Source organism: Streptomyces sp. WM6378, from assembly GCF_001279695.1.
Lineage (GTDB): Bacteria > Actinomycetota > Actinomycetes > Streptomycetales > Streptomycetaceae > Streptomyces.
In genome coordinates, this window is record NZ_LGDD01000329.1 from 20,496 (window position 1) to 42,376 (window position 21,881).

At 72.0% G+C, this 21,881-nt stretch carries 20 protein-coding genes; 10 read left to right on the plus strand and 10 right to left on the minus strand.

Annotation, left to right across the window (positions count from 1 at the left end; all coding sequences use genetic code 11):
- Window positions 1-3 precede the first annotated feature (3 nt).
- Window positions 4-453: a DUF6325 family protein gene (locus ADK54_RS36270; protein WP_053730068.1), complete on the minus strand. Its 450-nt coding sequence runs from the start codon at window positions 451-453 to the stop codon at window positions 4-6.
- Window positions 454-548: 95 nt separating this feature from the next.
- On the opposite strand from ADK54_RS36270, the gene ADK54_RS36275 reads away from it, so the two are divergent.
- From ADK54_RS36275 to ADK54_RS36285, 3 genes are all read left to right on the plus strand, one after another.
- Window positions 549-1,940: an FtsW/RodA/SpoVE family cell cycle protein gene (locus tag ADK54_RS36275; protein ID WP_053730069.1), complete on the plus strand. Its 1,392-nt coding sequence runs from the start codon at window positions 549-551 to the stop codon at window positions 1,938-1,940.
- The gene (locus ADK54_RS36280) at window positions 1,937-3,400 is read left to right on the plus strand and encodes a penicillin-binding transpeptidase domain-containing protein (protein WP_053730070.1); all 1,464 of its coding nucleotides are present in this window, start codon (window positions 1,937-1,939) and stop codon (window positions 3,398-3,400) included. The genes ADK54_RS36275 and ADK54_RS36280 overlap by 4 nt, the downstream gene beginning before the upstream one ends.
- A gap of 72 nt (window positions 3,401-3,472) precedes the next feature.
- On the plus strand, window positions 3,473-3,940 hold the full coding sequence (locus tag ADK54_RS36285) for a DUF3291 domain-containing protein (protein WP_053730071.1): 468 nt from the start codon (window positions 3,473-3,475) through the stop codon (window positions 3,938-3,940).
- A gap of 499 nt (window positions 3,941-4,439) precedes the next feature.
- Here ADK54_RS36285 and ADK54_RS36295 read toward each other — a convergent pair whose 3' ends face one another.
- Entirely contained in the window at window positions 4,440-5,543 is a 1,104-nt protein-coding gene (locus ADK54_RS36295; protein ID WP_053730088.1) for a ferritin-like domain-containing protein, read from the minus strand.
- A 190-nt stretch (window positions 5,544-5,733) separates the two neighbouring features.
- On the opposite strand from ADK54_RS36295, the gene ADK54_RS36300 reads away from it, so the two are divergent.
- From ADK54_RS36300 to ADK54_RS36315, 4 genes are all read left to right on the plus strand, one after another.
- Window positions 5,734-6,663 carry an AurF N-oxygenase family protein gene (locus tag ADK54_RS36300; RefSeq protein WP_053730072.1) on the plus strand — a complete coding sequence of 310 codons (930 nt, stop codon included), beginning with the start codon at window positions 5,734-5,736 and terminating at the stop codon, window positions 6,661-6,663.
- Between the two features lie 29 nt (window positions 6,664-6,692).
- The gene (locus ADK54_RS36305; RefSeq protein WP_053730073.1) at window positions 6,693-7,418 is read left to right on the plus strand and encodes a TetR/AcrR family transcriptional regulator; all 726 of its coding nucleotides are present in this window, start codon (window positions 6,693-6,695) and stop codon (window positions 7,416-7,418) included.
- 10 nt (window positions 7,419-7,428) lie between these two features.
- On the plus strand, window positions 7,429-7,728 hold the full coding sequence (locus ADK54_RS36310; RefSeq protein ID WP_053730074.1) for a hypothetical protein: 300 nt from the start codon (window positions 7,429-7,431) through the stop codon (window positions 7,726-7,728).
- Between the two features lie 105 nt (window positions 7,729-7,833).
- On the plus strand, window positions 7,834-8,994 hold the full coding sequence (locus ADK54_RS36315) for a C40 family peptidase (RefSeq protein WP_053730075.1): 1,161 nt from the start codon (window positions 7,834-7,836) through the stop codon (window positions 8,992-8,994).
- Here ADK54_RS36315 and ADK54_RS36320 read toward each other — a convergent pair.
- The 5 genes from ADK54_RS36320 to ADK54_RS36340 are packed head-to-tail and all read right to left on the minus strand — an operon-like array spanning window position 8,991 to window position 14,368.
- Entirely contained in the window at window positions 8,991-10,232 is a 1,242-nt protein-coding gene (locus ADK54_RS36320) for a styrene monooxygenase/indole monooxygenase family protein (RefSeq protein WP_053730076.1), read from the minus strand. The genes ADK54_RS36315 and ADK54_RS36320 overlap by 4 nt on opposite strands.
- A 48-nt stretch (window positions 10,233-10,280) precedes the next feature.
- Window positions 10,281-10,898: a GTP-binding protein gene (locus ADK54_RS36325; protein ID WP_053730077.1), complete on the minus strand. Its 618-nt coding sequence runs from the start codon at window positions 10,896-10,898 to the stop codon at window positions 10,281-10,283.
- Entirely contained in the window at window positions 10,879-11,277 is a 399-nt protein-coding gene (locus ADK54_RS36330) for a DUF742 domain-containing protein (protein WP_053730078.1), read from the minus strand. Before ADK54_RS36330 ends, ADK54_RS36325 begins: the two co-directional genes overlap by 20 nt.
- Entirely contained in the window at window positions 11,274-11,807 is a 534-nt protein-coding gene (locus ADK54_RS36335; protein WP_078966894.1) for a roadblock/LC7 domain-containing protein, read from the minus strand. Before ADK54_RS36335 ends, ADK54_RS36330 begins: the two co-directional genes overlap by 4 nt.
- Window positions 11,804-14,368 carry a nitrate- and nitrite sensing domain-containing protein gene (locus ADK54_RS36340; RefSeq protein ID WP_078966895.1) on the minus strand — a complete coding sequence of 855 codons (2,565 nt, stop codon included), beginning with the start codon at window positions 14,366-14,368 and terminating at the stop codon, window positions 11,804-11,806. Before ADK54_RS36340 ends, ADK54_RS36335 begins: the two co-directional genes overlap by 4 nt.
- 340 nt (window positions 14,369-14,708) lie before the next feature.
- Between ADK54_RS36340 and ADK54_RS36345 the strand changes: the two genes are divergently transcribed.
- Entirely contained in the window at window positions 14,709-15,494 is a 786-nt protein-coding gene (locus ADK54_RS36345; RefSeq protein ID WP_053730080.1) for a hypothetical protein, read from the plus strand.
- A 26-nt stretch (window positions 15,495-15,520) separates the two neighbouring features.
- Here ADK54_RS36345 and ADK54_RS36350 read toward each other — a convergent pair whose 3' ends face one another.
- Window positions 15,521-15,973 (minus strand): MarR family winged helix-turn-helix transcriptional regulator, encoded by a 453-nt coding sequence (locus ADK54_RS36350; RefSeq protein ID WP_107090701.1) that lies wholly within the window; start codon window positions 15,971-15,973, stop codon window positions 15,521-15,523.
- A gap of 309 nt (window positions 15,974-16,282) precedes the next feature.
- On the opposite strand from ADK54_RS36350, the gene ADK54_RS36355 reads away from it, so the two are divergent.
- The gene (locus tag ADK54_RS36355) at window positions 16,283-17,125 is read left to right on the plus strand and encodes a lysozyme (RefSeq protein ID WP_053730082.1); all 843 of its coding nucleotides are present in this window, start codon (window positions 16,283-16,285) and stop codon (window positions 17,123-17,125) included.
- 127 nt (window positions 17,126-17,252) lie between these two features.
- Window positions 17,253-18,059: a trypsin-like serine peptidase gene (locus tag ADK54_RS36360; protein ID WP_107090702.1), complete on the plus strand. Its 807-nt coding sequence runs from the start codon at window positions 17,253-17,255 to the stop codon at window positions 18,057-18,059.
- Window positions 18,060-18,066: 7 nt separating this feature from the next.
- On the opposite strand, the gene lon is transcribed toward ADK54_RS36360, so the two are convergent.
- Both lon and ADK54_RS36370 read right to left on the minus strand, forming a co-directional pair.
- Window positions 18,067-20,481: an endopeptidase La gene (gene lon / locus ADK54_RS36365; RefSeq protein WP_053730084.1), complete on the minus strand. Its 2,415-nt coding sequence runs from the start codon at window positions 20,479-20,481 to the stop codon at window positions 18,067-18,069.
- A gap of 127 nt (window positions 20,482-20,608) precedes the next feature.
- Window positions 20,609-21,793, minus strand: a complete 1,185-nt coding sequence (locus ADK54_RS36370; RefSeq protein ID WP_234392352.1) for an MFS transporter — start codon at window positions 21,791-21,793, stop codon at window positions 20,609-20,611.
- Window positions 21,794-21,881 lie beyond the last annotated feature (88 nt).

Sequence of the window (21,881 nt, forward strand, 5' to 3'; positions counted from 1 at the left end):
GGGTCAGGCCTCCGTTCCGGTGGACGGTGACGGCGCGGAGGCGGCCAGCGCGGCGAGCCCCGCCTTCACCTCGGCGAGCCGCTCCGACGGGATCCGTACGGAGCCGGCGATGCGACCGCCGGCCGCCCGCACCTCCTCGGCCGCCTCCGCCGCCCAGAGGTGTTCGACCAGGATGAGCAGCGCGCAGTTGCCGCGGTCCAGGAGCCCGGCCGATTCGGCGACGTCCTCGGGGCCGATGAGCCGGGCCGCGTCCCGGCCCCCGAGCATCCCCTGGAGCTCCTCGAACTCGTCGAGTTCGGCGGTGAGCACCTCGCCGCCCGCCGTCTTGGTGACGACCAGCGCGTCGATCAGGGCGACGGCGCCGGACCGGCGCAGCGCGCCGAGCGAGGCGACCGCCCGGACCCTCAACTGCTCCTCGGGAAAGGCGAGGACGATGAACTCCACGGGCCCCATGGCGCCGGCTCCTTTTTGACGGACCGTCATGCATTGCGTTCGGCACCTTATGACATACCGGGACATAAGGCCTGTGTCTTGCTACGTTGCCTGGCATGACCGCACCGTCGGCGGCGGACGCCTCCCCGCCCGAGCTCCGCCTCTCCAAACGGCGGGGCGTCGAACTCTCCCTGCTCGCCGGTGCCGTTCTCGTCGTGGTGCTCGGCTACGTCGCCGTCGGGCTCGCCAGGAACGGCACGGTGCCGCCCGACGCCGTGCGCCACGGGGCCGGGCTCGGCCTGCTCGCGCTCGTCACCCACCTCGTGGTCCGCTTCCGCGCGCCCTACGCCGACCCCGTGCTGCTGCCGATCGCGGTGCTGCTCAACGGGCTCGGCCTGGTGCTGATCTACCGGCTCGACCTCTCGACCCCGGGCAGCCGGGCGGCCCCCACGCAGCTGGTGTGGTCGACGCTCGGGGTCTGCCTGTTCCTAGCCGTCGTCCTCGTCCTGCGCGACCACCGCGTCCTGCAGCGCTACGCCTACCTCTCGATGGCCGCGGGCCTGGCGTCGATGCTCGTGCCGATCCTGTTCCCCGCGGTCAACGGCGCCAAGATCTGGATCAGGGTGGCCGGCTTCTCCTTCCAGCCCGCCGAGTTCGCCAAGATCCTGCTGGCCCTCTTCTTCGCGGCCTACCTCGCCGCCAACCGCAACGCGCTGGCGTACACCGGCCGCATGATCTGGCGGCTCCAGCTGCCCACCGGCCGGGTGCTCGGCCCGATCGTGGCGATCTGGCTGCTGAGCGTCGGCGTCCTCGTCCTCGAACGCGACCTCGGCACCTCGCTGCTGTTCTTCGGCCTGTTCGTGGTCATGCTGTACGTGGCGACCGGGCGCATCGGGTGGATCGCGGTGGGGCTGCTGCTCGCCTCGTTCGGCGCGGCCGCGGTCGCCCTGTTCGAACCCCATGTGCACGGCCGCGTCGCCGACTGGCTGAACCCGTACGCCACCATCGAGGCGGGCCGCGGCCCCAGCCAGCTCGCCCAGTCCCTGTTCGCCTTCGGGGCCGGCGGCACGCTCGGCTCGGGCCTGGGCCTCGGCCACTCCATCCTGATCGGCTTCGCCGCGAAGTCCGACTTCATCCTGGCCACGGCGGGCGAGGAGCTCGGCCTGTCCGGACTGACCGCGATCTTCCTCCTGTACGCCCTGCTCGTGGCCCGGGGCTACCGGGCCGGGCTCTGCCTGATCAGCCCGTTCGGGCGCCTTCTCGCCGTCGGGCTCGCCTCGATCCTGGCGCTCCAGGTGTTCGTGATCGCGGGCGGCGTGATGGGGCTCATCCCGCTCACCGGCATGGCCATGCCGTTCCTCGCGCAGGGCGGCTCGTCCGTCGTCACCAACTGGATCATCGTGGCGCTGCTCATCCAGATCAGTGATTCCGCCCGTCGGCCGCTTCCCGCCGTCGAACCCGGCGTCATCGCACGGCCCGAACCATCGGTGGAGGGGACAGCCAGGTGATCCGGTACATCCGGCGGGCGGCCGCGTTCTGCCTCGTCCTGCTCGTGGCGCTGCTCGTGAACGCGGCCCGCGTCCAGGTCTTCGAGGCCGACGCGCTCGACGCGAACCCCGCCAACCGCCGCCTGGCGATCGCCCGTTACCACCAGCCGCGCGGCGCCATCGTGGTCGGCGAGGAGAGCGTCACCGGATCGAAGGACAGCCGCCAGCAGCTGCGGTACGAGCGGACGTACAAGTACGGGCCGCTGTACGCGAGCGTCACCGGGTACGCCTCCCAGACCTACGGCACGACGCTCGTCGAGAACGCGGAGGACCCCGTCCTTTCGGGCACCTCCTCGCTCCTGTCGGTGTTCCCGCTGTGGAACGACCTCACCCGCAGCCGGCACTCCGGCGGGCGGGCCGTCACGACCATCAAGGCGTCGATGCAGCGGGCCGCGTACGACGGCCTGGGCGGCAAGAAGGGGGCCGTCGCGGCGATCGAGCCGTCGACGGGCAAGATCCTGGCGCTGGTCAGCAGCCCGTCGTACGACCCGGGCGTTCTCTCGGGTACGGGCAGGTCCGTGGCGAACGCCTGGCAGCGGCTGATCTCGGACCCGAGCCAGCCCATGCTGAACCGGGCGATCCGGCAGACGTATCCGCCCGGCTCTTCCTTCAAGATCGTGACGGCGGCGGCCGCGCTCGACGCGGGGTTGATCACGGACGTCGAAGCGCCGACCGACACGCCGGATCCGTACGTCCTGCCCAACTCGGGCACCACGCTCACCAACGAGCCGAGCGGCTGCGGCGGGGCCTCGCTGGCGTACGCGGTGACCGTCTCCTGCAACACGGTGATGGCGCGGGTCGGGCTGAAGGTGGGGCTGGCCGGAATGGTGGACGCGGTGCGGAAATTCGGCTTCAACGACGCGTTGCTGCGCATCCCGTCACGCGTCGCGAAATCCAACTTCGACACGAAGATGACCCCCGACCAACTGGCCCTTTCCTCGATCGGCCAGTTCGACACTACGGCGACGCCGCTCCAGATGGCGATGGTCTCGGCGGCGGTCGCCAACGGCGGGGAGCTCAAATACCCCTATCTGGTGGACCGTACGACGACCGCGAGCGGCGCGACCGTCTCCACGACCGCGCAGCGCACCTACCAGCGGGCGATGTATCCGGCGACCGCGATGCAGCTCCAGCAGATGATGATCGACGTGGTGCGGAACGGCACCGGCACCATCGCGGCGATCCCGGGGGCCACGGTCGGCGGCAAGACCGGCACCGCGCAGAACGGCGTCGGCAACATCGGCAGCCCGTACGCCTGGTTCATCTCCTGGGCCCGGGCGGACGGCGCGGACCGGCCCGCCGTGGCGGTCGCGGTCGTCGTCGAGGACGCGTCGGCGAAGCGGGGCGACATCAGCGGCGGCGGCGACGCGGCGCCGATCGCGAGGGCGGTGATGGAGGCGGCGCTGGCGGGCACCCCATAGCGTCTCCCCCGCAGCGTCTCGCTCCGCGAAATGCCCGGGCGCTCCGGCGATGCGGCTGCCTAGGGTGCGCCCATGACGGACGAATCAGCGCGGTACGAACTGGCCCAGGTGAACATAGCCCGCCTCAAATTCCCCCTGGACTCCCCCGAGTTGGCGGACTTCATGGCCGGGCTCGACCCGGTGAACGCGGTCGCGGACGCGGCCGACGGGTTCGTGTGGCGGCTCCAGAGCGACAGTGGCAACGCGACGGGCGTCTCCGTGTTCGGCGACGCGGCGATGATCGTGAACATGTCGGTGTGGCGCGACGCGGAGTCCCTGAAGGCCTTCATGTACGCGGGCCGGCACCGCGAGCTGCTGGCCCGCCGCTTCGAGTGGTTCGAGCGCATCGAGGAGGCACTGGTGGCCCTGTGGTGGGTCCCGGCGAGCCACCGCCCGACCGTCGAGGAGGCCGAGAAGCGCGTCCTGCACCTGCGGGCTCATGGGCCGACCCCGCATGCGTTCACCCTGAGGAAGACGTTTCCGGCCGGGCCGGGGGCGTAAGGGCTCGCTGCGCGAGCCGAGCGCTCCCGCAGACCGTTTGTCGACCGCGGGCCGTCGGGAGCCGGTCGCGCCGTTCCCCGTGCCCCCTGAAGAGGTGCCATATCCGGTCGGCGCTGACCGGTCAGCGTTGGCGGTTGAGCGCGGTCAGGTCGATCTCCAGATGCTCCGGTGCCTGGCTCAGAAGGGCGTACTCCAGAAGGCGCACCGTGCGCATGTGAAACACGTTCGGCGGACACCTGAAGACCAGGCTCCCGTCGATCAGTTCCGTGTGCGACGGGAGGTTCGGAAGCTGGTCCAGTCCTCCGAAATCCAACCGCCATCCGGCGGGCGCGCCCACTCGTACTGGTCGTCAAGGCCGTACTCGCGTGCGGCACTCGTGTTCGCTCCACGGGGCCGAGTGTGCCCGGCGGAGCAGCCCCGCCCAGGAGAAGCCGAGGCGGGCCGCACGATCGGGCGAGGCCGGGCCGCACCGTTGACGCGGCCCGGTTGAAGCGAACTCCTAAGCCGCCCCGTCCGCGATCGCCCCCTCCACCTCTGCCACCCGCGCCGTTTCCTCCGCCTCGAAGCGCTCCTTGTCCAGTTGCTCGGCGATCTCCTCGTCCTGAGCCATCAGCAGGTCCAGGTTGGAGTCGCCGAGGTCGAAGACGCCCATGTCGACGTACGCCTTCTGAAGGCGTTCGCCCCAGAGGCCGATGTCCTTCACGCAGGGGACGATGCGGCTGAACAGGAGCTTCCTGAACAGGTGCAGGTACTCGCTCTCCTCGCTCAGCTGCTCGGCCTCCTTCTTCGGGATGCCGAAGTTCTCCAGGACCTCGACCCCGCGCAGCCGGTCGCGCATCAAGTAGCAGCCCTCGATGACGAATTCCTCGCGTTCGCGCAGCTCCGCGTCCGAGAGCTCGGCGTAGTAGTCGCGCAGCGCCATGCGGCCGAAGGCGACGTGGCGGGCCTCGTCCTGCATGACGTACGCCAGGATCTGCTTCGGCAGGGGCTTGGTCGTGGTGTCCCGGATCATGCCGAAGGCGGCGAGCGCAAGGCCCTCGATCAGGACCTGCATGCCGAGGTAGGGCATGTCCCAGCGGGAGTCGCGCAGGGTGTCGCCGAGCAGCGACTGGAGGTTGTCGTTGATCGGGTAGAGCATGCCGAGCTTCGTGTGGAGGAAGCGGGCGTAGATCTCGGCGTGCCGGGCCTCGTCCATGGTCTGGGTCGCGGAGTAGAACTTGGCGTCCAGGTCGGGGACGGACTCCACGATGCGGGCGGCGCACACCATCGCGCCCTGCTCCCCGTGCAGGAACTGGCTGAACTGCCAGGACGTGTAGTGCCGCCGCAGATCACCCTTGTTCCGGTCGGTCATCTTGGCCCAGTACGGCGTGCCGTACAGCGTCATCGCCTCGTCCGGGGTGCCCAGCGGGTCGTACGGGTCGACCTCCAGGTCCCAGTCGATGCGCTTGGCGCCGTCCCACTGCTTGTCCTTGCCCTTCTGGTAGAGGGCGAGCAGACGGTCGCGCCCGTCGTCGTAGTCCCAGTTGAAGCGGGCGGCGCCGGAGGCCGGCACCTGCCAGAGGGGTTCTCGCGGGCCCGTCACATAGAGGTCGTGCGTCGACACGTGCGGCTCCTTCGCCTCGCGGACGTCGTCGTCCATCGGCTGAACTTCTGCACACTGCTGTGCAGTTGGCAGGTTCACACGGTGGTAGACGCGCGGTCAACAAGTGGCGCGCAAGGGATTGACGAGCTTGCTGACAGGCAGTCTCATAAGAGGCGACCGCAGGTAACCCAGCCACGAGGTGCCCCCAGCCATGACGACCATGACCGAACGCGATGCGCTCCGCGACGCACTCGGCCTGCTCAGGGACCGCGAGCAGGTCGCCGAGCGGCTGCTCGAATCGTCCGCGAAGCACTCCTTCGACCCCGACAAGGAGCTCGACTGGGAAGCCCCCGTCGAGGACGGCAAGTGGTTCTGGCCTCCGGAGCTGCTCTCGCTGTACGACACCCCGCTGTGGCGGAAGATGTCCGAGGAACAGCGCATGGACCTGGCCCGCCACGAGGCCGCCTCGCTCGCCTCGCTCGGCATCTGGTTCGAGATCATCCTGATGCAGCTGCTCGTGCGGCACATCTACGACAAGTCGCTCACCAGCAACCACGTCCGGTACGCGCTCACCGAGATCGCCGACGAGTGCCGCCACTCGATGATGTTCGCCCGCATGATCAAGAAGGGCGGGGCGCCGACGTACCGGGTGCCGCGCGTCTACCACAACCTCGCCCGCGTCCTGAAGACCGTGTCCACCACGCCGGGCTCCTTCGCGGCCACCCTGCTCGGCGAGGAGATCCTGGACTGGATGCAGCGCCTGACCTTCCCGGACGAGCGCGTCCAGACCATCGTGCGCGGCGTGACCCGCATCCACGTGGTCGAGGAGGCCCGCCATGTCCGGTACGCCCGCGAGGAGTTGCGGCGCCAGATGGTGTCCGCGCCGCGCTGGGAACGGGAGTTGACCCGGATCAGCTGCGGCGAGGCGGCCCGCGTCTTCGCCACCTGCTTCGTCAACCCGCAGGTGTACGAGAACGTCGGCCTGGACCGCCGCGAGGCCGTCGCCCAGGTGAAGGCGAGCGGCCACCGCCGCGAGGTCATGCAGAGCGGCGCGGGCCGCCTGACGGAATTTCTGGACGAGATAGGCGTCATGAATGGCTTGAGCCGACGGCTCTGGAAGTCCTCCGGGCTCCTGGCGTAAACCCCGATCGCGGGGATTACGCTGCTGGTATGAGTTCACCCGCCGCCACCCCCGCGTACCGCAGGCTCAGCGTCGAGGAGCGCCGCACCCAGCTTCTCGGCGCGGCCCTCTCGCTGTTCGCGCACCGGGCGCCGGAGGACGTGTCCCTCGACGACGTGGCCGAGGCCGCCGGGGTCTCGCGGCCGCTGGTCTACCGCTACTTCCCGGGCGGCAAGCAGCAGTTGTACGAGGCGGCCCTCAGGTCGGCCGCCGACGAGCTGGAGTTGTGCTTCGCCGAGGCGCAGACCGGGCCGCTCACCCAGCGCCTCACCCGCGCCCTTGACCGCTACCTCGCCTTCGTCGACGAGCACGACGCCGGGTTCTCGGCGCTGCTCCAGGGCGGCAGCATGGCCGAGACGTCCCGTACGACGGCGATCGTCGACGAGGTGCGGCGGGCCGCGGCGGAGCAGATCCTGGTGCACCTCAGGGTGGAGAAGCCGGGCCCGCGCCTTCGGATGATGGTGCGCACCTGGATCGCGGCGGTCGAGGCCGCCTCCCTCATCTGGCTGGACGAGGACAAGCAGCCCCCGCTGCCCGAGCTGCGCGACTGGCTGGTGGACCACCTGGTGGCGCTGCTCACCGCCACGGCGGCCACCGACGAGCAGACCGCCGCCGTGGTGCGGGGGGCGCTGGCCCACGAGGCGGCCGACGGCCCGGTCGGCCTCCTGGCCCGCCGGGTGATACCCGTGGTGAGCGAGGCGGCCCACCTGCTGTGAGACTTGGGGGGTGCGAAGCGAGAACACCCTCTTTGTGGGCGGCCCCCTCGACGGGCGCGTCCTGCCGGTACTGACCGGCCATACCGGCAAGCCGCCGCAGTGGTACGAGGTGCCCGTGCCGGATCCCGACGGCGGCCCGGCGACGGTGTACGCCTACCGCCTGGAGCCGGCCGCCCACAGCAAACGGCTCGGCCTGCCGCGCGGCTGGAAGTACACCTACGTGCCCGAGGGCCGCGAGCCGCGCCGCTGGCCATGGAGGAAGAAGGGCGGCGGCGCAAGCCCCCGCACCGGGTTGCCGCCGCACGAGTGAGGCGAAACCCCCGTTCACTCCTCCCACCGGGATTGTCGCGCCGGTGCGTGCCACGATCCGATCCGGTAGGGCCGGACGGACCGGTTCCGGACCGGAGGTGAGCACATGTCAGCTCGCGTGCGCTCGGTGTGCGCGGCGGCCGTCGCCGTGACTCTGGCGACGGCGGTGGTGGGCCCGCTCGCGATGGCCGCGCCCCAGCCGCCCGGCGAGTCCTCGGCCGTCCAGCCCGCGCAGCCGCCCGAGGCCTCGGCCACGGCTCTCCTCGCCCAGCTCCAGACGCTGTACCGGCAGACGGAGGAGGCGACCGAGGCGTACAAGAGCGCCGACGTCGAGCTGAAGCGCCGCGAGGCCGAGGAGCAGAAGCTCGCCGCCTCGCTGTCCAAGGCCCGCACCGCGCTCGCGCAGAGCCGCGGCGAAGCCGGGCGGCTGGCCCGCGAGCAGTACCAGGGGCGCAGCGAACTCTCCACGTACGTAAGGCTGTTGCTGGCCCGGGACCCGCAGAGCGCCCTCGACCAGCGCCACGTCCTGGACCGCGCGGCGCGCGAGCGGCAGGCCGCGGTGGCCCGGCTCGCCCGCGGCGAACGGCAGGCGGCCGACCTCGCGCGGGCCTCGCGCCGGGCCCTCGACGAGCAGCAGGCCCTCGCCCAGCAGCAACAGCAGGCCAAGGACGACGTCGAGCTCCGCCTCAAGGAGGTGGAGAAGCTGCTGGCCGGCCTCTCCCCCGCGCAGCTCGCCGAGCTCACCCGCTTGGAGCGGCAGGGCACGGACAAGGCCCAGCAGAGCCTGCTCGCCTCGGGCGCGCTGAACGGCACGCGGGCACCTTCGCCCGAGGGCGACCGGGCGCTCGCGTACGCCGTCGACCAGATCGGCAAACCGTATGTGTGGGGCGCGGAGGGCCCCGAGTCCTACGACTGCTCGGGGCTCACCTCGCAGGCGTGGGCGCACGCCGGCCGCGCGATCCCCCGCACCAGCCAGGAGCAGTGGGCCGAGCTGCCCCACGTCCCGCTGAACGAGCTGCGCCCCGGCGACCTGGTCGTCTACTTCCCCAAGGCCACCCATGTGGCGATGTACCTGGGCGACGGCCTGGTGGTGCAGGCACCCCGGCCCGGCGCCCTCGTCAAGGTCTCCCCCATCGCCGCGAACCCGCTGCTCGGCGCGGTCCGCCCGGACCCGGCGGCGGCCCCGCTGCCCTGGTACCACCCTCCGAAGCTCCCGGAAGGAGCGACGGAGGGGGCGGACACCGGGTACTCGGCGGACTCCAACTAGCCCTGGATGCCTGCCACTTGGGCGAGATAGGCGGCCGTCTTCTCCGGCTCGTAGAAGAAGTTCTCGAAGTCGGCCGGGTCGTCGAAGCCGTTCGCGAACCGGTCGGCGGCGGGCTGGAGCTGACCGGCCGCGCCGATCAGGTTCAGGACGTGCTCCGGGGGCACTCCGAGCATGGCGTTGGTCCACTTCGTCACGTGCTGGGCGGTGTCCCAGTACCGGTCGAAGGTGGCCGTCATCCACGCCTCGTCGAACTCCGCCTCGCCGTGCTCGACGATCGAGGCGAGGTAGGAAGCCGCGCACTTGGACGCCGAGTTGGAGCCCTGGCCGGTGATCGGGTCGTTCGCCACGACGACGTCCGCGACACCCAGGACCAGGCCGCCGCCGGGCAGCCGGCCGATCGGGTTGCGGACGGTCGGCGCGTAGCGGCCCGCCAGCGTGGCGCCCGCGTCGGTCAGCTCGACCTTGGTGGCCCGCGCGTACTCCCAGGGCAGGAACTTCTCCATCAGCTCCAGGGTGAGCGCGAGGTGCTCGGCCGGATCCTTCACGCCGTTGAACACGTCCAGCGGGCCACCGGGGACGCCCTCCCAGAACAGGATGTCCGCGCGGCCCGAGGTGGTCAGGGTCGGCATCACGAACAGCTCGCCCACCCCCGGCACCAGGTTGCAGCGCACCGCGTCGAACTCGGGGTGCTCCGGGCGCGGGCCGAGCCCGTGCACGTACGAGACGGCGAGCGCACGCTGCGGCTCGGCGTACGGGGAGCGCGACGCGTCGCGGCCGAACATCGAGACGAGCTCGCCCTTGCCCGCCGAGACCAGGACCAGGTCGTAGGTGCGCGCGAAGAAGTCGAGGTCGGAGACGGCCGCGCCGTGGATGACCAGCTGGCCGCCGCGCTGCGCGAACGTCTCCATCCAGCCGGCCATCTTGACCCGCTGGTCCACGGACTGCGCGTAGCCGTCGAGCTTGCCGACCCAGTCGATGGCCCGCGAAGAATCGGGGGCCGCGACCGAGACGCCGACGCCCTCGATGCGCGGGGCCTGGGACTCCCAGAAGTTCAGCGCGAGGTCGCGCTCGTGCTGGAGCGCGGTGTGGAACATGCACTGCGTGGACATGACCCGGCCGGACCGGATCTCGTCCGCCGTGCGGTTCGACATCAGGGTGACCTCGTACCCCTGCGCCTGCAGTCCGAGGGCCAGCTGAAGACCGGACTGTCCGGCTCCGACTATCAGTATTCTCCGCATGCGGGACCGTTCTCCGTTGAGTGCGTAGCGAGCCGTGGGGGGCGGGGTCTATTCGGGGCAGGCTTCCAGCGCGTGGCCGACCAGGCCGAGCAGGGACTCGATCACCGAGATCCGGCTGCGCGCGTCCATGATCACGACCGGGATGTGCGGCGGCACGGTGAGCGCCTCGCGCACGTCCTCGGCCTCGAAGGACTCGGTGCCCTCGAAGTGGTTCACGGCCACGATGTACGGGAGCCCGCAGCTCTCGAAGTAGTCGAGCGCGGGGAAGCAGTCCGACAGGCGGCGGGTGTCGGCGAGCACGACCGCGCCGATCGCGCCGCGCACGATGTCGTCCCACATGAACCAGAACCGCTGCTGCCCGGGCGTGCCGAACACGTACAGGACGAGGTCGTCGTCCAGGGTGATGCGGCCGAAGTCCATGGCGACGGTGGTGGTCACCTTGTCCGGGGTCGCCGACAGGTCGTCCGTGGCCTCGCTGGCCTGCGTCATCACCGCCTCGGTCTGGAGCGGAGTGATCTCGGAGACCGCCGAGACGAAGGTGGTCTTGCCCACACCGAAGCCGCCCGCGATCACGACCTTGGTCGCGATGGGGGCCCGGCTGCGGTCCTGCTGCCAGGGGAGCAACTCCTCGTCGGGGACGAGGAGTTCAGAGGCGGCGGAGTCCACTCAGCACCCTTTCGAGCAGCGCGCGGTTCGGCTGACCCGGGCCGTGCCCGGTCCCGTACACACGGATCCTTCCCTGGTCGGCCAGGTCGCTGAGCAGCACGCGCACCACGCCGAGCGGCATCTTCAGGAGCGCGGAGATCTCGGCGACCGTACGCATCGCGCGGCAGATCTCGACGATGGCCAGCATCTCCGGCATGACCCGGTGCGTGCTGCCGCCGAGCTCCTTGCGCTCCGGGGCCGCCTCGATCGCCGCGACGAACGTCTCGACGAGCAGGACGTGGCCGAAGCGGGTGCGGCCACCGGTGAGCGAGTACGGGCGCACCCGCGCGGGCTTCCGGTCGGAGCCGCGTATCGGCAGCTTCGGGGCTGGCGGGGTCACTGGGCGGCCTCCATCGACTGGCGCAGCTCGCTGCGGACTTCGGGGGTCAGGACGTGTCCGGCGCGGCCCACGAAGAGCGCCATGTGGTACGCCACCACGCTCATGTCGCAGTCCGGCGTGGCGTGCACGCCGAGCAGCGAGCCGTCGCTGATGGCCATGACGAAGACGCTGCCCTCCTCCATGGCGACCATCGTCTGCTTGACGTTGCCGCCGTCCATGAGGCGGGCGGCGCCGACGGTGAGGCTGCCGATGCCGGAGACGATGGTGGCGAGGTCGGCACTGGAGCCGCGCGGGCCCTGCCGGGCGACGGTGACCTGGCGCTGCTCCGGGTCGGAGGAGAGCAGCAGCAGCCCGTCCGAGGAGACGACCGCGACGGAGATGAGCCCTGGCACCTCCTCGACCAGGTTCCCGAGCAGCCACTGCAGATTGCGGGCCTCGGTGCTCGTGCCGATGGTGCCCGTTCCGGACGCGCCGCCGGTTCCGGACCCGCCGCTGCCGGGCCTGCCGGGCCCGGTGCCGGTCGCACTCATCTGCGTACCTCCTCGACTGTCTCCCCCGTGTCCGTGTCTGCCTGCTGGTCGGTCTCTTCGAGTTCCGCCGCCACGTCGCGGCGGCCTTCCTTGGCGCCCTGCTGGAAGCCGCCGAGCCTGCGCCGCAGCGCCTCGGCGGCGTCGGTGCCGCCCTTGCGTTCCTGGGACTTGGCGGGCCCGGCCTGCACGACCTTGGGCGTGCGCTTGGGGAGGCCCTTGTCGGTGACCTTCTGCGCGGGCTCGGGTTCGGGCTCAGGTTCGCGTTCGGGCTCCGGCTCGGCGGGCCGGGGCCCGGGGAGCCGCATCTCGAAGGTCGGCTCGTCGAGCGGGACTTCGGACGGCTCCGTGGGCTCGACCGGCTCGGCGGGCTCGGCGGGCTCCGGCGTGACGGGCCTGGCCACCTCCCCCGAGCGCTCCGTGCGCTCCGGCAGCACATTGGAGTTGGCCTCGGCGAGCGCGCCCGGCAGCGTGAAGCGCGGGGCTCCGCCCGGCACCGGCACCATGTGCGGCGCGGCCGCCGGCGGGGTGGTCGGCAGGATCGCCTCGGGCAGCACCACGACCGCCGCGACGCCGCCCTGCTTCTGCTCGCGCAGCTCGATGCGCACGCCGTGCCGGTGCGCCAGCAGCGCCGAGACGTGCAGGCCGAGGCCGCCCGCCTCGGTGCCGGGCTCGCCGGGTTCGTACGACGCGGGGTCGGCGAGTCGGCGGTTCAGCTCGGCGCGCCGCTCGGGGGGCACGCCGATGCCCTCGTCCTGGACCGAGAGCATGATCTCGCCACCCTCCAACTGCCAGCCGGAGAGCTGCACTTGGACGTCCGGCGGGGAGAAGGAGGTGGCGTTCTCCAGGAGCTCTGCGACCAGGTGGCTCAGGTCGTCGGCGGCGAAGCCGGCGACCTGGGCGTGCGGCGGCAGGGCCTGGATGACGACGCGTTCGTACCGCTCGATCTCGCTGACCGCGGCCCGCATGACGTCGACGAGCGGGACCGGGCCCGGGTGGTTGTGGTGGTGCTCGGTGCCGGCCAGGACCAGGAGGTTCTCGCCGTGGCGCCGGATGACGGTGGCCAGGTGGTCGAGCTTGAAGAGGACGGCGAGCTGGTCCGGGTCCTGCTCGCGCTCCTCCAGGCTCTCGATGACGGCGAGCTGACGCTCAATCAGACCGAGGCTGCGCAGCCCGAGGTTGACGAAGGCGTGCTGGACGGTGCCCTCGGCGCGCTCAAGGCGATCGGTCAACTCCCGCATTTGGGTGCGCAGTTCGTCCTTCTCGGCAGCGAGTCGGGCGAGCCGGCCGCGCTGCTTGGCGAGGTCCTCGTCAAGGCCGCCGGCCCGCGTGGACTGCTCGGCGAACTTGCCGTGCAGCTCGTTGAGGGACCGTACGACCTGGGCGAACTCGTCGTTGCGACCGGTGAAGCGCACCGGCTCCTCGGTCCCGGGCGCCTCCGCGAGCCGGGCGGAGCCGCGGCGCAGCACCGCCAGCGGGCGGGTCAGGCTACGGGCGGTGGCGGAGGAGACGCCGATGGCGAGCAGCAGCAGCGCGCCGATCAGGCCGATGCGGATCTCAAGCGCGGTGACGTCGTCGTCCCGCAGCTGCTCGAACCGCTTGACCTGCGAGGTGGCGAGCGCGGCCTCGGCGCCGCGCATCCGGTCGATCCGGGCGGACAGGGCGGCGTTCACCGCGTTCGGGTCGGTCTTGCGCTCGGACGCACTGAGCTGGGGCTGGTCGGTGAGGCGGGCGAGGAAGCCGTCGGCGGTGTCCACCTCGGGCCCGGTGACGGTGGTGGCGAACTTGTCGCGGGCATCCGCCCCGGCGGCCTGGTCGAAGTCGGCGAGCGCGGCCTGCTCGCGCACGTGCGCCTGCTGGGCGGCGGCGCTGAGCGCGTCCCGCGCCCGGCCCGCATCGCTGTCGTCCTTCTCCTTCTGTACGTACCTGCCGGTGACCGGGTCGAGCACCTTGGAGGTCTGCCCGGACGGCACCGAGAGCGCGCCGAGCAGCAGCCCCCGGGTGGCCGAGGCCTGCTCGACGGCCCGCCCGAGCGCACCCGGCGCCCGGACTGCCTCGGCGGCGCGCGGCGGCGTGCGGTCGGCGAGCTCGTCGGCGACGGCGAGCAGCGTGGCGATCACGTCGGAGTACGCCTTCTGCGCCTCCGGGGCCGTGCCCTTGCCGGTGAGCGCGGTGCGGCGCAGGGCGGGCACGGTGGCGAGGTCGCGCGCGAGGCTTGCGGGGGCGGTGGCGCGCAGCTCGTCGATCTGGCGGTCGACGCGGGCGGCGGGCTCCTTGAGCGCCGCGTCCTTGCCGCTGGGCCGGCCGGCCGCGACGTACTGCGTGACGCCGTCCCGCTCGTCGCCGAGCGCGTGGGCGAGGCTGATCGTCTGCTGGTCGAGCTGCGCGAGGGTGACCAGGTGCTGGGAGTCGTTAAGGTCCGCGGAGGCCGCGAACAGGGTGGGCGCACCGGCTCCGAGCACGATGAGGGAGACAACGGCGACGGAGACGACCAGGCGGCTGCGCACCCGTACGGTGCGTGCTGCGCGTGTGCCGTCGTTGCCCCGAGGCCGCTTGTTCTGCACCGGTGCTCTCAATCTTCACTCGTGTTGCCAGTCAGTCCACCAAGGAAGCCAAGGTGACGACTGGTCATGACGAGTAGTCACTGCTCGGCCACCTGAACGAGTGAACATCACTTCAGAGTTGACCATCAACTCCCGCGGAATGCCCGGCCCCGCTCGTGGCCGACGCCGGTTGGAACTTCCGCGCGGGCTTTGGCAGGATGCCCGCCCACAGCTCGACGGAGTGGCGGATTCCTCCCGAGATCACGCGGTTCTCCCCCTGGTACAGGCCAATTGACGGGCCGTCCGCCTCCCCCGCGCAGGGCATGAAGGCACCGTGAAGGCGTCGTGCAGACTGGCGGGCATGCGCATCCAGCTGGCCACCGTTCCCGGAGACCCCGCCCGCCCCAACGAGGACTGGGCCGCGACCGCCATGCCCGCCTCGGGCCTGGGCGGCCTGCTCGTCGTCCTCGACGGCGTGACGCCGCTGCCCGGCAACGGCGACTGCGTGCACGACGTGCCCTGGTTCACCGCGCGGCTCGGCGGCGCGCTGACCGAACTGTCGGCTTCACGCCGGGATATGACGCTGGCCGAGATCCTGGCCGAATCCATTCGGCGCACCGCCGATGCCCACCGCGACACGTGTGACCTTTCTCACCCGCGTACGCCTCAGGCGACGGTGGTGCTCGCGCGCTGGGACGCGACGGAGCTGGAGTACCTCGTCCTGTCGGACTCGGCGCTGCTCCTCGAATCGTCCGACGGCACGGTGCGGGCGGTCCTGGACGACCGGCTCGACCGGGTGCCGCGCGCCTGCCTGGTCAGCGACGCGGTGGCCGACTCCCTGGTCCGCAACAAGGAGGGCGGCTTCTTCACCGCGGCGGCGGACCCGACGGTCGCCGCCCGCGCCGTGGCCGGCCGCGAGCCGCTCGGCCCGCTGCGCTCCGTCCTCGCCCTGACGGACGGGGCGACCCGGTGGGTCGAGAAGTTCGGCGAGGGCTCGTGGGCGGACTGCGTCTCGCTGGTCCGGAAGGCGGGGCCGGAGGGGCTGGTCGAGCGGGTCCGGGAGTTGGAGGCGGGGGACGTGGAGCGGGTGTTCCTGCGGGGGAGCAAGCCGCATGACGATGCGACGGTCGTGGCGGTGGAGCTTTAGTTCCGCCGCGCCCGCGGGAGGGGCGGCTACCCCTCCGCCGCCGCGTTCAGCTGGTGCAGCAGCCTGGCCAGTTCCGAGATCTCCGCCCGGTCCCAGTCCGCCAGCTTGCGCACGTAGCGTTCGCGGCGGGCGTCGCGCACCCGGCCGAACCGCGCCGTGCCCTCTCCCGTGATGCGGACCAGGGAGGCGCGGCCGTCCGCCGGGTCGGGCTCTCGGGCCACCAGGCCCAGGTCCTCCAGGGCGTGCAGCTGGCGGCTCATCGTCGCCTTGCCCACGCCGAAGAAGCCGGCGAGTTCGGTGGCCCGCTGCGGGCCTGCCTCGTCCAGGCGCACCAGCAGTCCGTACGCCGCCGGTTCGAGATCGGGGTGGACCTCGCGGGCCATCTCGCCGGACGAGGCCCTGGCCCGCCGCAGGAAGACGGCCAGCTCGCGTTCGAGCGCGAGGAACTCCTGGTCCGGACCGTGCACATCGGCTCCCATGCCGTAGGTGTGTCGTGACGGCACAGTATTTCCCAGCATGCTGTGCGGCCGGCACGCCGAGGTGCCCGCCCCGGCCGGGAGCGGCCATGACGCCGGAGCCAACGCGGGATGAAAGTTTCTTCCAGGCCACGCCGTTCCCGCAGCGTGTCGCCACCACCATAGGTCTGAACCAACGGCATAACCTGAAGCCTCTTTCGCGCCAGCGGTCTACGTGCGTAGCGTCGTCTCTGACATGTCCACAGCGATACGTCGGCATGTCGACCCAGGCCGTCAAGTCCCAAGCCCCACCGAGCCTTTCGGAGGCACGCAATGCCCGTGCACAGATCCGGAACGGCCCGCCGCGGACCCATTGCCGCGGCCGGGATCCTCCTCTCCTCACTCGCCCTCGTCCTCGGCTCCACCGGAACGTCGGACGCCGCCGACACCCCGGCACGCGGCTCCGCGACCCTGGGCATGGGCGTCGCCAAGCACGACGGGGTGGGCGGTCTGCCCGGCGACACCCGCGACGTGCCCGCGGTGCAGGCCGTGCAGACGGAGGGCGTCGACACCAGCAGCCACAACGGCAGCGTCGCCTGGCCCACCCTGTGGAACAGCGGCGTGAAGTGGGCCTACGTCAAGGCCACCGAGGGCACGTACTACACCAACCCCGACTTCGCCCAGCAGTACAACGGCTCGTACAACGTCGGCATGATCCGCGGCTCCTACCACTTCGCCACCCCCGACACGACGGGCGGCGCCGCGCAGGCGGACTACTTCGTGGACCACGGCGGCGGCTGGTCCCGCGACGGGCGGACGCTGCCGGGCGCGCTCGACATCGAGTGGAACCCGTACGGCGACGCCTGTTACGGCAAGTCGGATGCCGAGATGGTCGGCTGGATCCACGACTTCGTCAACCGGTACAAGGCCCGCACCGGGCGCGACGCGGTGATCTACACCGCGGCCAGCTGGTGGAGCGAGTGCACCGGCAACTCCGCCGCCTTCGGCTCCACCAACCCGCTCTGGATCGCGCGCTACAACACCGACCCCGGCACCCTGCCGGCCGGCTGGGGCTACTACACGATGTGGCAGTACACCTCGTCCGGCCCGACGGTCGGCGACCACTCCAGGTTCAACGGGGCGTACGACCGGCTGCGGGCGCTCGCCACCGGCTGATCCGGTCCGCGTCGCACGAGCGGGGCCCCCGGCGCTGCGTAGCCGGGGGCCCTTCCTCGTGACCGTACGGAGCACGACTCGCACATCTGACCCCATCTCGCGCGCGGCATGCGTAAGGATGGGGGGCATGCGCAGGTTGGGAGTGGTGTTCCGGGCGGTGGCCCTGGCCGCGGTCGTCGCCGTCGGCGGTGCGGGGTGCGACAGGCCCGCGGCCTCGGAGCCGCAGCCGGAGAGTTCCCCGAGCGCCGCCCCGCAGGCCGCGCAGCCCGGCACCCAGACCAGCGCCGTCCCGGCCGCGAAGGTGGCGTCGGTCGGCGTGCTGGTCAACGGCGACGGCCACTCCTGCACGGCCAGCGTGGTGGACAGCCCGCGCGGCAACGTCATCGCCACCGCCGCGCACTGCACGGCCGGCGAGCCGCTCGACTCCCTGGAGTTCGCGCCGGGCTTCTCGGGGGCGGCGAAGGGGACGTACCCGTACGGGAAGTGGAAGGTGCGGGCCGTCCAGGTCGACGACGAGTGGACCTCGGAGCAGAGCGACGCGGTGGACTACGCCTTCCTCACGGTCGCGCCGGACGCACGGGGCCGCAGCGTACAGAGCGTGGTCGGCGCCTCGACGCCCGAGTGGGGCGCGGGCCCCGACCAGCGGGTCACCGTCGTCGGTTACCCGGAGGAGAACCACAACCCCGACAACCGGCCGGTCATGTGCACCACCGACGTCCACCGGGACCCCGACGAGCCCGCGATGATGCGCATGGAGTGCGGCGGCTTCTGGGTCGGCACGAGCGGCAGCCCCTGGCTGACCGGCTACCGGGGCCCGGACCAACCGGGCCGGATCATCGGCGTGTTGAGCGGCGGCGACACGGACGACCAGTCGACGGCGGCCCTGTTCGACGCGAAGGCCCGCTCGGTGTACGAGCGGGCCACCACGGCGTAGCCGGCACTCAGGCAGCAGCGGCTACCGCGACCTCCGCCGGGGAGAGCGCGATCTCCAGGACCTGGCGGACGTCCGTCACGGGGTGGACCTCCAGCTTCTCCAGAACCTCCGCCGGGACGTCGTCCAGGTCCGCCTCGTTCCGCTTGGGGATCACCACGGTCGTGATCCCGGCCCGGTGCGCGGCGAGCAGCTTCTGCTTGAGGCCTCCGATCGGCAGCACACGCCCGGTCAGCGACACCTCACCGGTCATCGCCACGTCGGTGCGGACCTGCCGCCCCGAGAGCAGTGAGGACAGCGCGGTGACCAGCGTGATGCCGGCGCTCGGGCCGTCCTTGGGGACCGCGCCCGCCGGGAAGTGGACGTGCACGCCCCGGTCCTTCAAGTCCCCCACGGGAAGCTCCAGTTCGGCCCCGTGCGAGCGCAGGAAGCTCAGCGCGATCTGCGCGGACTCCTTCATCACGTCGCCGAGCTGACCGGTGAGGGTCAGGCCCGCCGCGCCCGTCTCCGGGTCGGCGAGGGAGGCCTCGACGAACAGGACGTCGCCGCCGGCCCCGGTGACGGCGAGGCCGGTGGCCACGCCCGGCACCGCGGTGCGCCGCTCGGCCGGGTCCTGGGCGGACTCGGGCACGTGGTGCGGACGCCCGATCAGGCTCCGCAGCCCGTCCGGGGTGATGGTGAACGGGAGCTCCTGCTGGTCCAGTTCGTGCTGGGCGGCCACCTTGCGGAGCAGCCGGGCGATCGAGCGCTCCAGGTTCCGTACGCCCGCCTCCCGGGTGTACTCCCCCGCGAGCTTGCGCAGCGAGGCGTCTTCGAGGACGACCTCGCCGGGCTCCAGACCGGCCCGCTCCAGCTGGCGCGGCAGCAGGTGGTCCCGGGCGATGACGACCTTCTCGTCCTCGGTGTAGCCGTCGAGGCGGACCAGCTCCATGCGGTCGAGCAGCGCCTCGGGGATGGCTTCGAGGACGTTGGCGGTGGCGAGGAACACCACGTCGCTCAGGTCGAGCTCGACCTCCAGGTAGTGGTCGCGGAAGGTGTGGTTCTGCGCCGGGTCGAGGACTTCGAGCAGGGCGGCGGCCGGGTCGCCCCGGAAGTCGGAGCCCACCTTGTCGATCTCGTCGAGCAGCACGACCGGGTTCATGGACCCGGCCTCCTTGATGGCCCGTACGATCCGGCCGGGCAGGGCGCCGACGTAGGTGCGCCGGTGGCCGCGGATCTCGGCCTCGTCGCGTACGCCGCCGAGTGCGACGCGTACGAACTTGCGCCCCATGGCGTGGGCCACGGACTCGCCGAGCGAGGTCTTGCCGACGCCGGGCGGGCCGACGAGCGCCAGAACCGCGCCCCCGCGCCGCCCGCCGACCACTCCCAGGCCCCGGTCGGCGCGCCGCTTGCGCACGGCCAGGTATTCGGTGATGCGCTCCTTCACGTCCTTCAGGCCGGCGTGCTCGGCGTCGAGGATCGCGCGGGCGCCACGGATGTCGTAGACGTCCTCGGTGGTCTCGTTCCAGGGCAGTTCGAGGACGGTGTCGAGCCAGGTGCGGATCCAGGAGCCCTCGGGCGACTGGTCGCTGGAACGCTCCAGCTTGTCGACCTCCTTCAGGGCGGCCTCGCGGACCTTCTCGGGCAGGTCGGCGGCCTCGACGCGGGCACGGTAGTCGTCGCTCTCGTCCTCCTCGCCGCTCTCACCGTTGAGCTCGCGCAGCTCCTTGCGCACGGCATCGAGCTGGCGACGCAGCAGGAACTCGCGCTGCTGCTTGTCCACGCCTTCCTGTACGTCCTTGGCGATGGACTCGGCGACGTCCTGTTCGGCGAGGTGCTCGCGGAGCTGCTCGGTGGCGAGCTTGAGGCGGGCGACCGGGTCGCTCGTCTCCAGGAGCTCGACCTTCTGGGCGGTGGTGAGGAACGGCGAGTAGCCGGAGTTGTCGGCGAGCGTCGAGACGCCCTCGATCTGCTGGACCCGGTCGACGACCTGCCAGGCCCCGCGCTTCTTCAGCCAGTCGGTGGCGAGCGCCTTGTACTCCTTGACCAGCTCGGTCACCTGGCCCGGCAGCGGTTCGGGCAGCGTCTCCTCGATCCGTGTACCTTCCACCCACAGCGCGGCCCCGGGCCCGGTGGTGCCGGATCCGATCCGCACGCGGTGGCGGCCCCGGATGAGGGCACCGGGGTCGCCGTCGGAGAGCCGGCCGACCTGCTCGACGGTCCCGAGCACACCGGTCCCGGCGTACGTTCCGTCGATCCGCGGCACGAGCAGCACCTGCGGCTTCCCCTGCTCGGGCCGCGCGGCGGCCTGCGCGGCCTCGACGGCGGCCCGCACCTCGGCATCGGACAGGTCCAGCGGAACCACCATGCCGGGCAGCACGACCTCGTCGTCGAGCGGCAGCACGGGCAGGTCGGTCGGTGTGTACGCCGTGGACTCGGTAGCCATGATCTCCCCTTCGGCAGTCAAGTTGAGCTATGCCGACTCAATGCAGCTGAGTCGAGGAATGTTCCCCAAGCGGTGTTCGCTCTGAGCGATCACTCGGTACAGGCCCTGTGACCAGGCCCGGAACGCTTCAGCCGCCCAGGGCGACGGCCGCCGCGATCGCCGGGCCGAAGGCGCCGCCGAGCTGGTAGCAGAGGTTGAACAGGCCGATCGCGGTGGAGCGCTGGGCGGTCGGCGCGGCCGTGGTCGCGTACACCGAGAGGGTCGCCTGGCCGGTGCTGGTGGCGAGCAGCGCCAGCGTCGCGACCAGCAGGAGCAGCGGCGCCCAGGGGGTCAGCGCGGCGGTGAGCGGGGCGAGCGCGCCGACGGCGAGCAGGATGGTCAGGACGCGCCGACGGCTCATGCGGGCCGAGGCCGCGGCGAGCGCCATGGAGAGCGCGGACCCGGCGAGCAGGGCGACCAACTGGCCGGTCCCGATGGTGGCGGCCGACCAGTCGGTGCGGTCGCGCAGCAGCTGCGGAACGGTGAAGAGCAGCGCGAAGTACGAGGTCGCGAGCGTGCACGCGAGCACGGCGGAGAGGACGAAGGCGCGCGTGCGCAGCAGGGCGACCGGCACGAAACCGGTGGGGTGGGACCGGATGTGCAGGGCGAGCAGCGCGGCCGTCGCCAGCGAGGCGGCCACCGCCGGAAGCGGGTAGCGCGGCACGAGCACGAGGGCCGTCACCGCCAGGACGAGGAGGGCGGCGCCCCGGCCGTCGAAGGGGGTGCTCCGCGGCGGCGCGGACAGGTCGGCGCGGCGCACGACCGCGGGCAGGGCGAGGAGGGCGACGGCGCCGACGGCCAGCGAAAGGCGCCAGGAGGCGGCGTCCGCGATCACGGACCCGAGCAGCGGGCCGACCGCGCCCAGCGCGCCGAAGCCCGCCGCGATCACGCCCATCCGCCGGACCGAGCCCGCCAGGCTCATGGCCGCGGCGATGAGGCCCGCGGCGCCCGCGGCCTGGGCGGCCCGGCCGGCCATGGCCAGGGGCAGCCAGGGCGCTGCCGCGAGGACGGCGGTGCCGGCCGCGATCAGGGCGGCGCTCACCTTGAGCATGGCGCCGAGGCCGCGGCGCCGCAGCAGGCCCGCCATCAGCGGGGTGCCCACCGCCATGGCCCAGGCGAAGACGGTCACGAGCCAGGTCGCGCCGGCCGGCGAGACGCCCAGCGAGCGGGCCATGCCGGGGAGGATCAGGACGGGGCCGTTGGCGCTCGCGGCGGCCGGGGTGGCCATCAACGCCAGCCACAGAGCCGGGACTTGGCGCGGTGCGGGCGCCACGGAAGGAGCGGCGGGGGGGGTCGCCGGAATGGGGGGGCGGGGGGGGGTCGGGGGGGGGTCCAACATGGTGGGAGGCTGCCGGGACTGG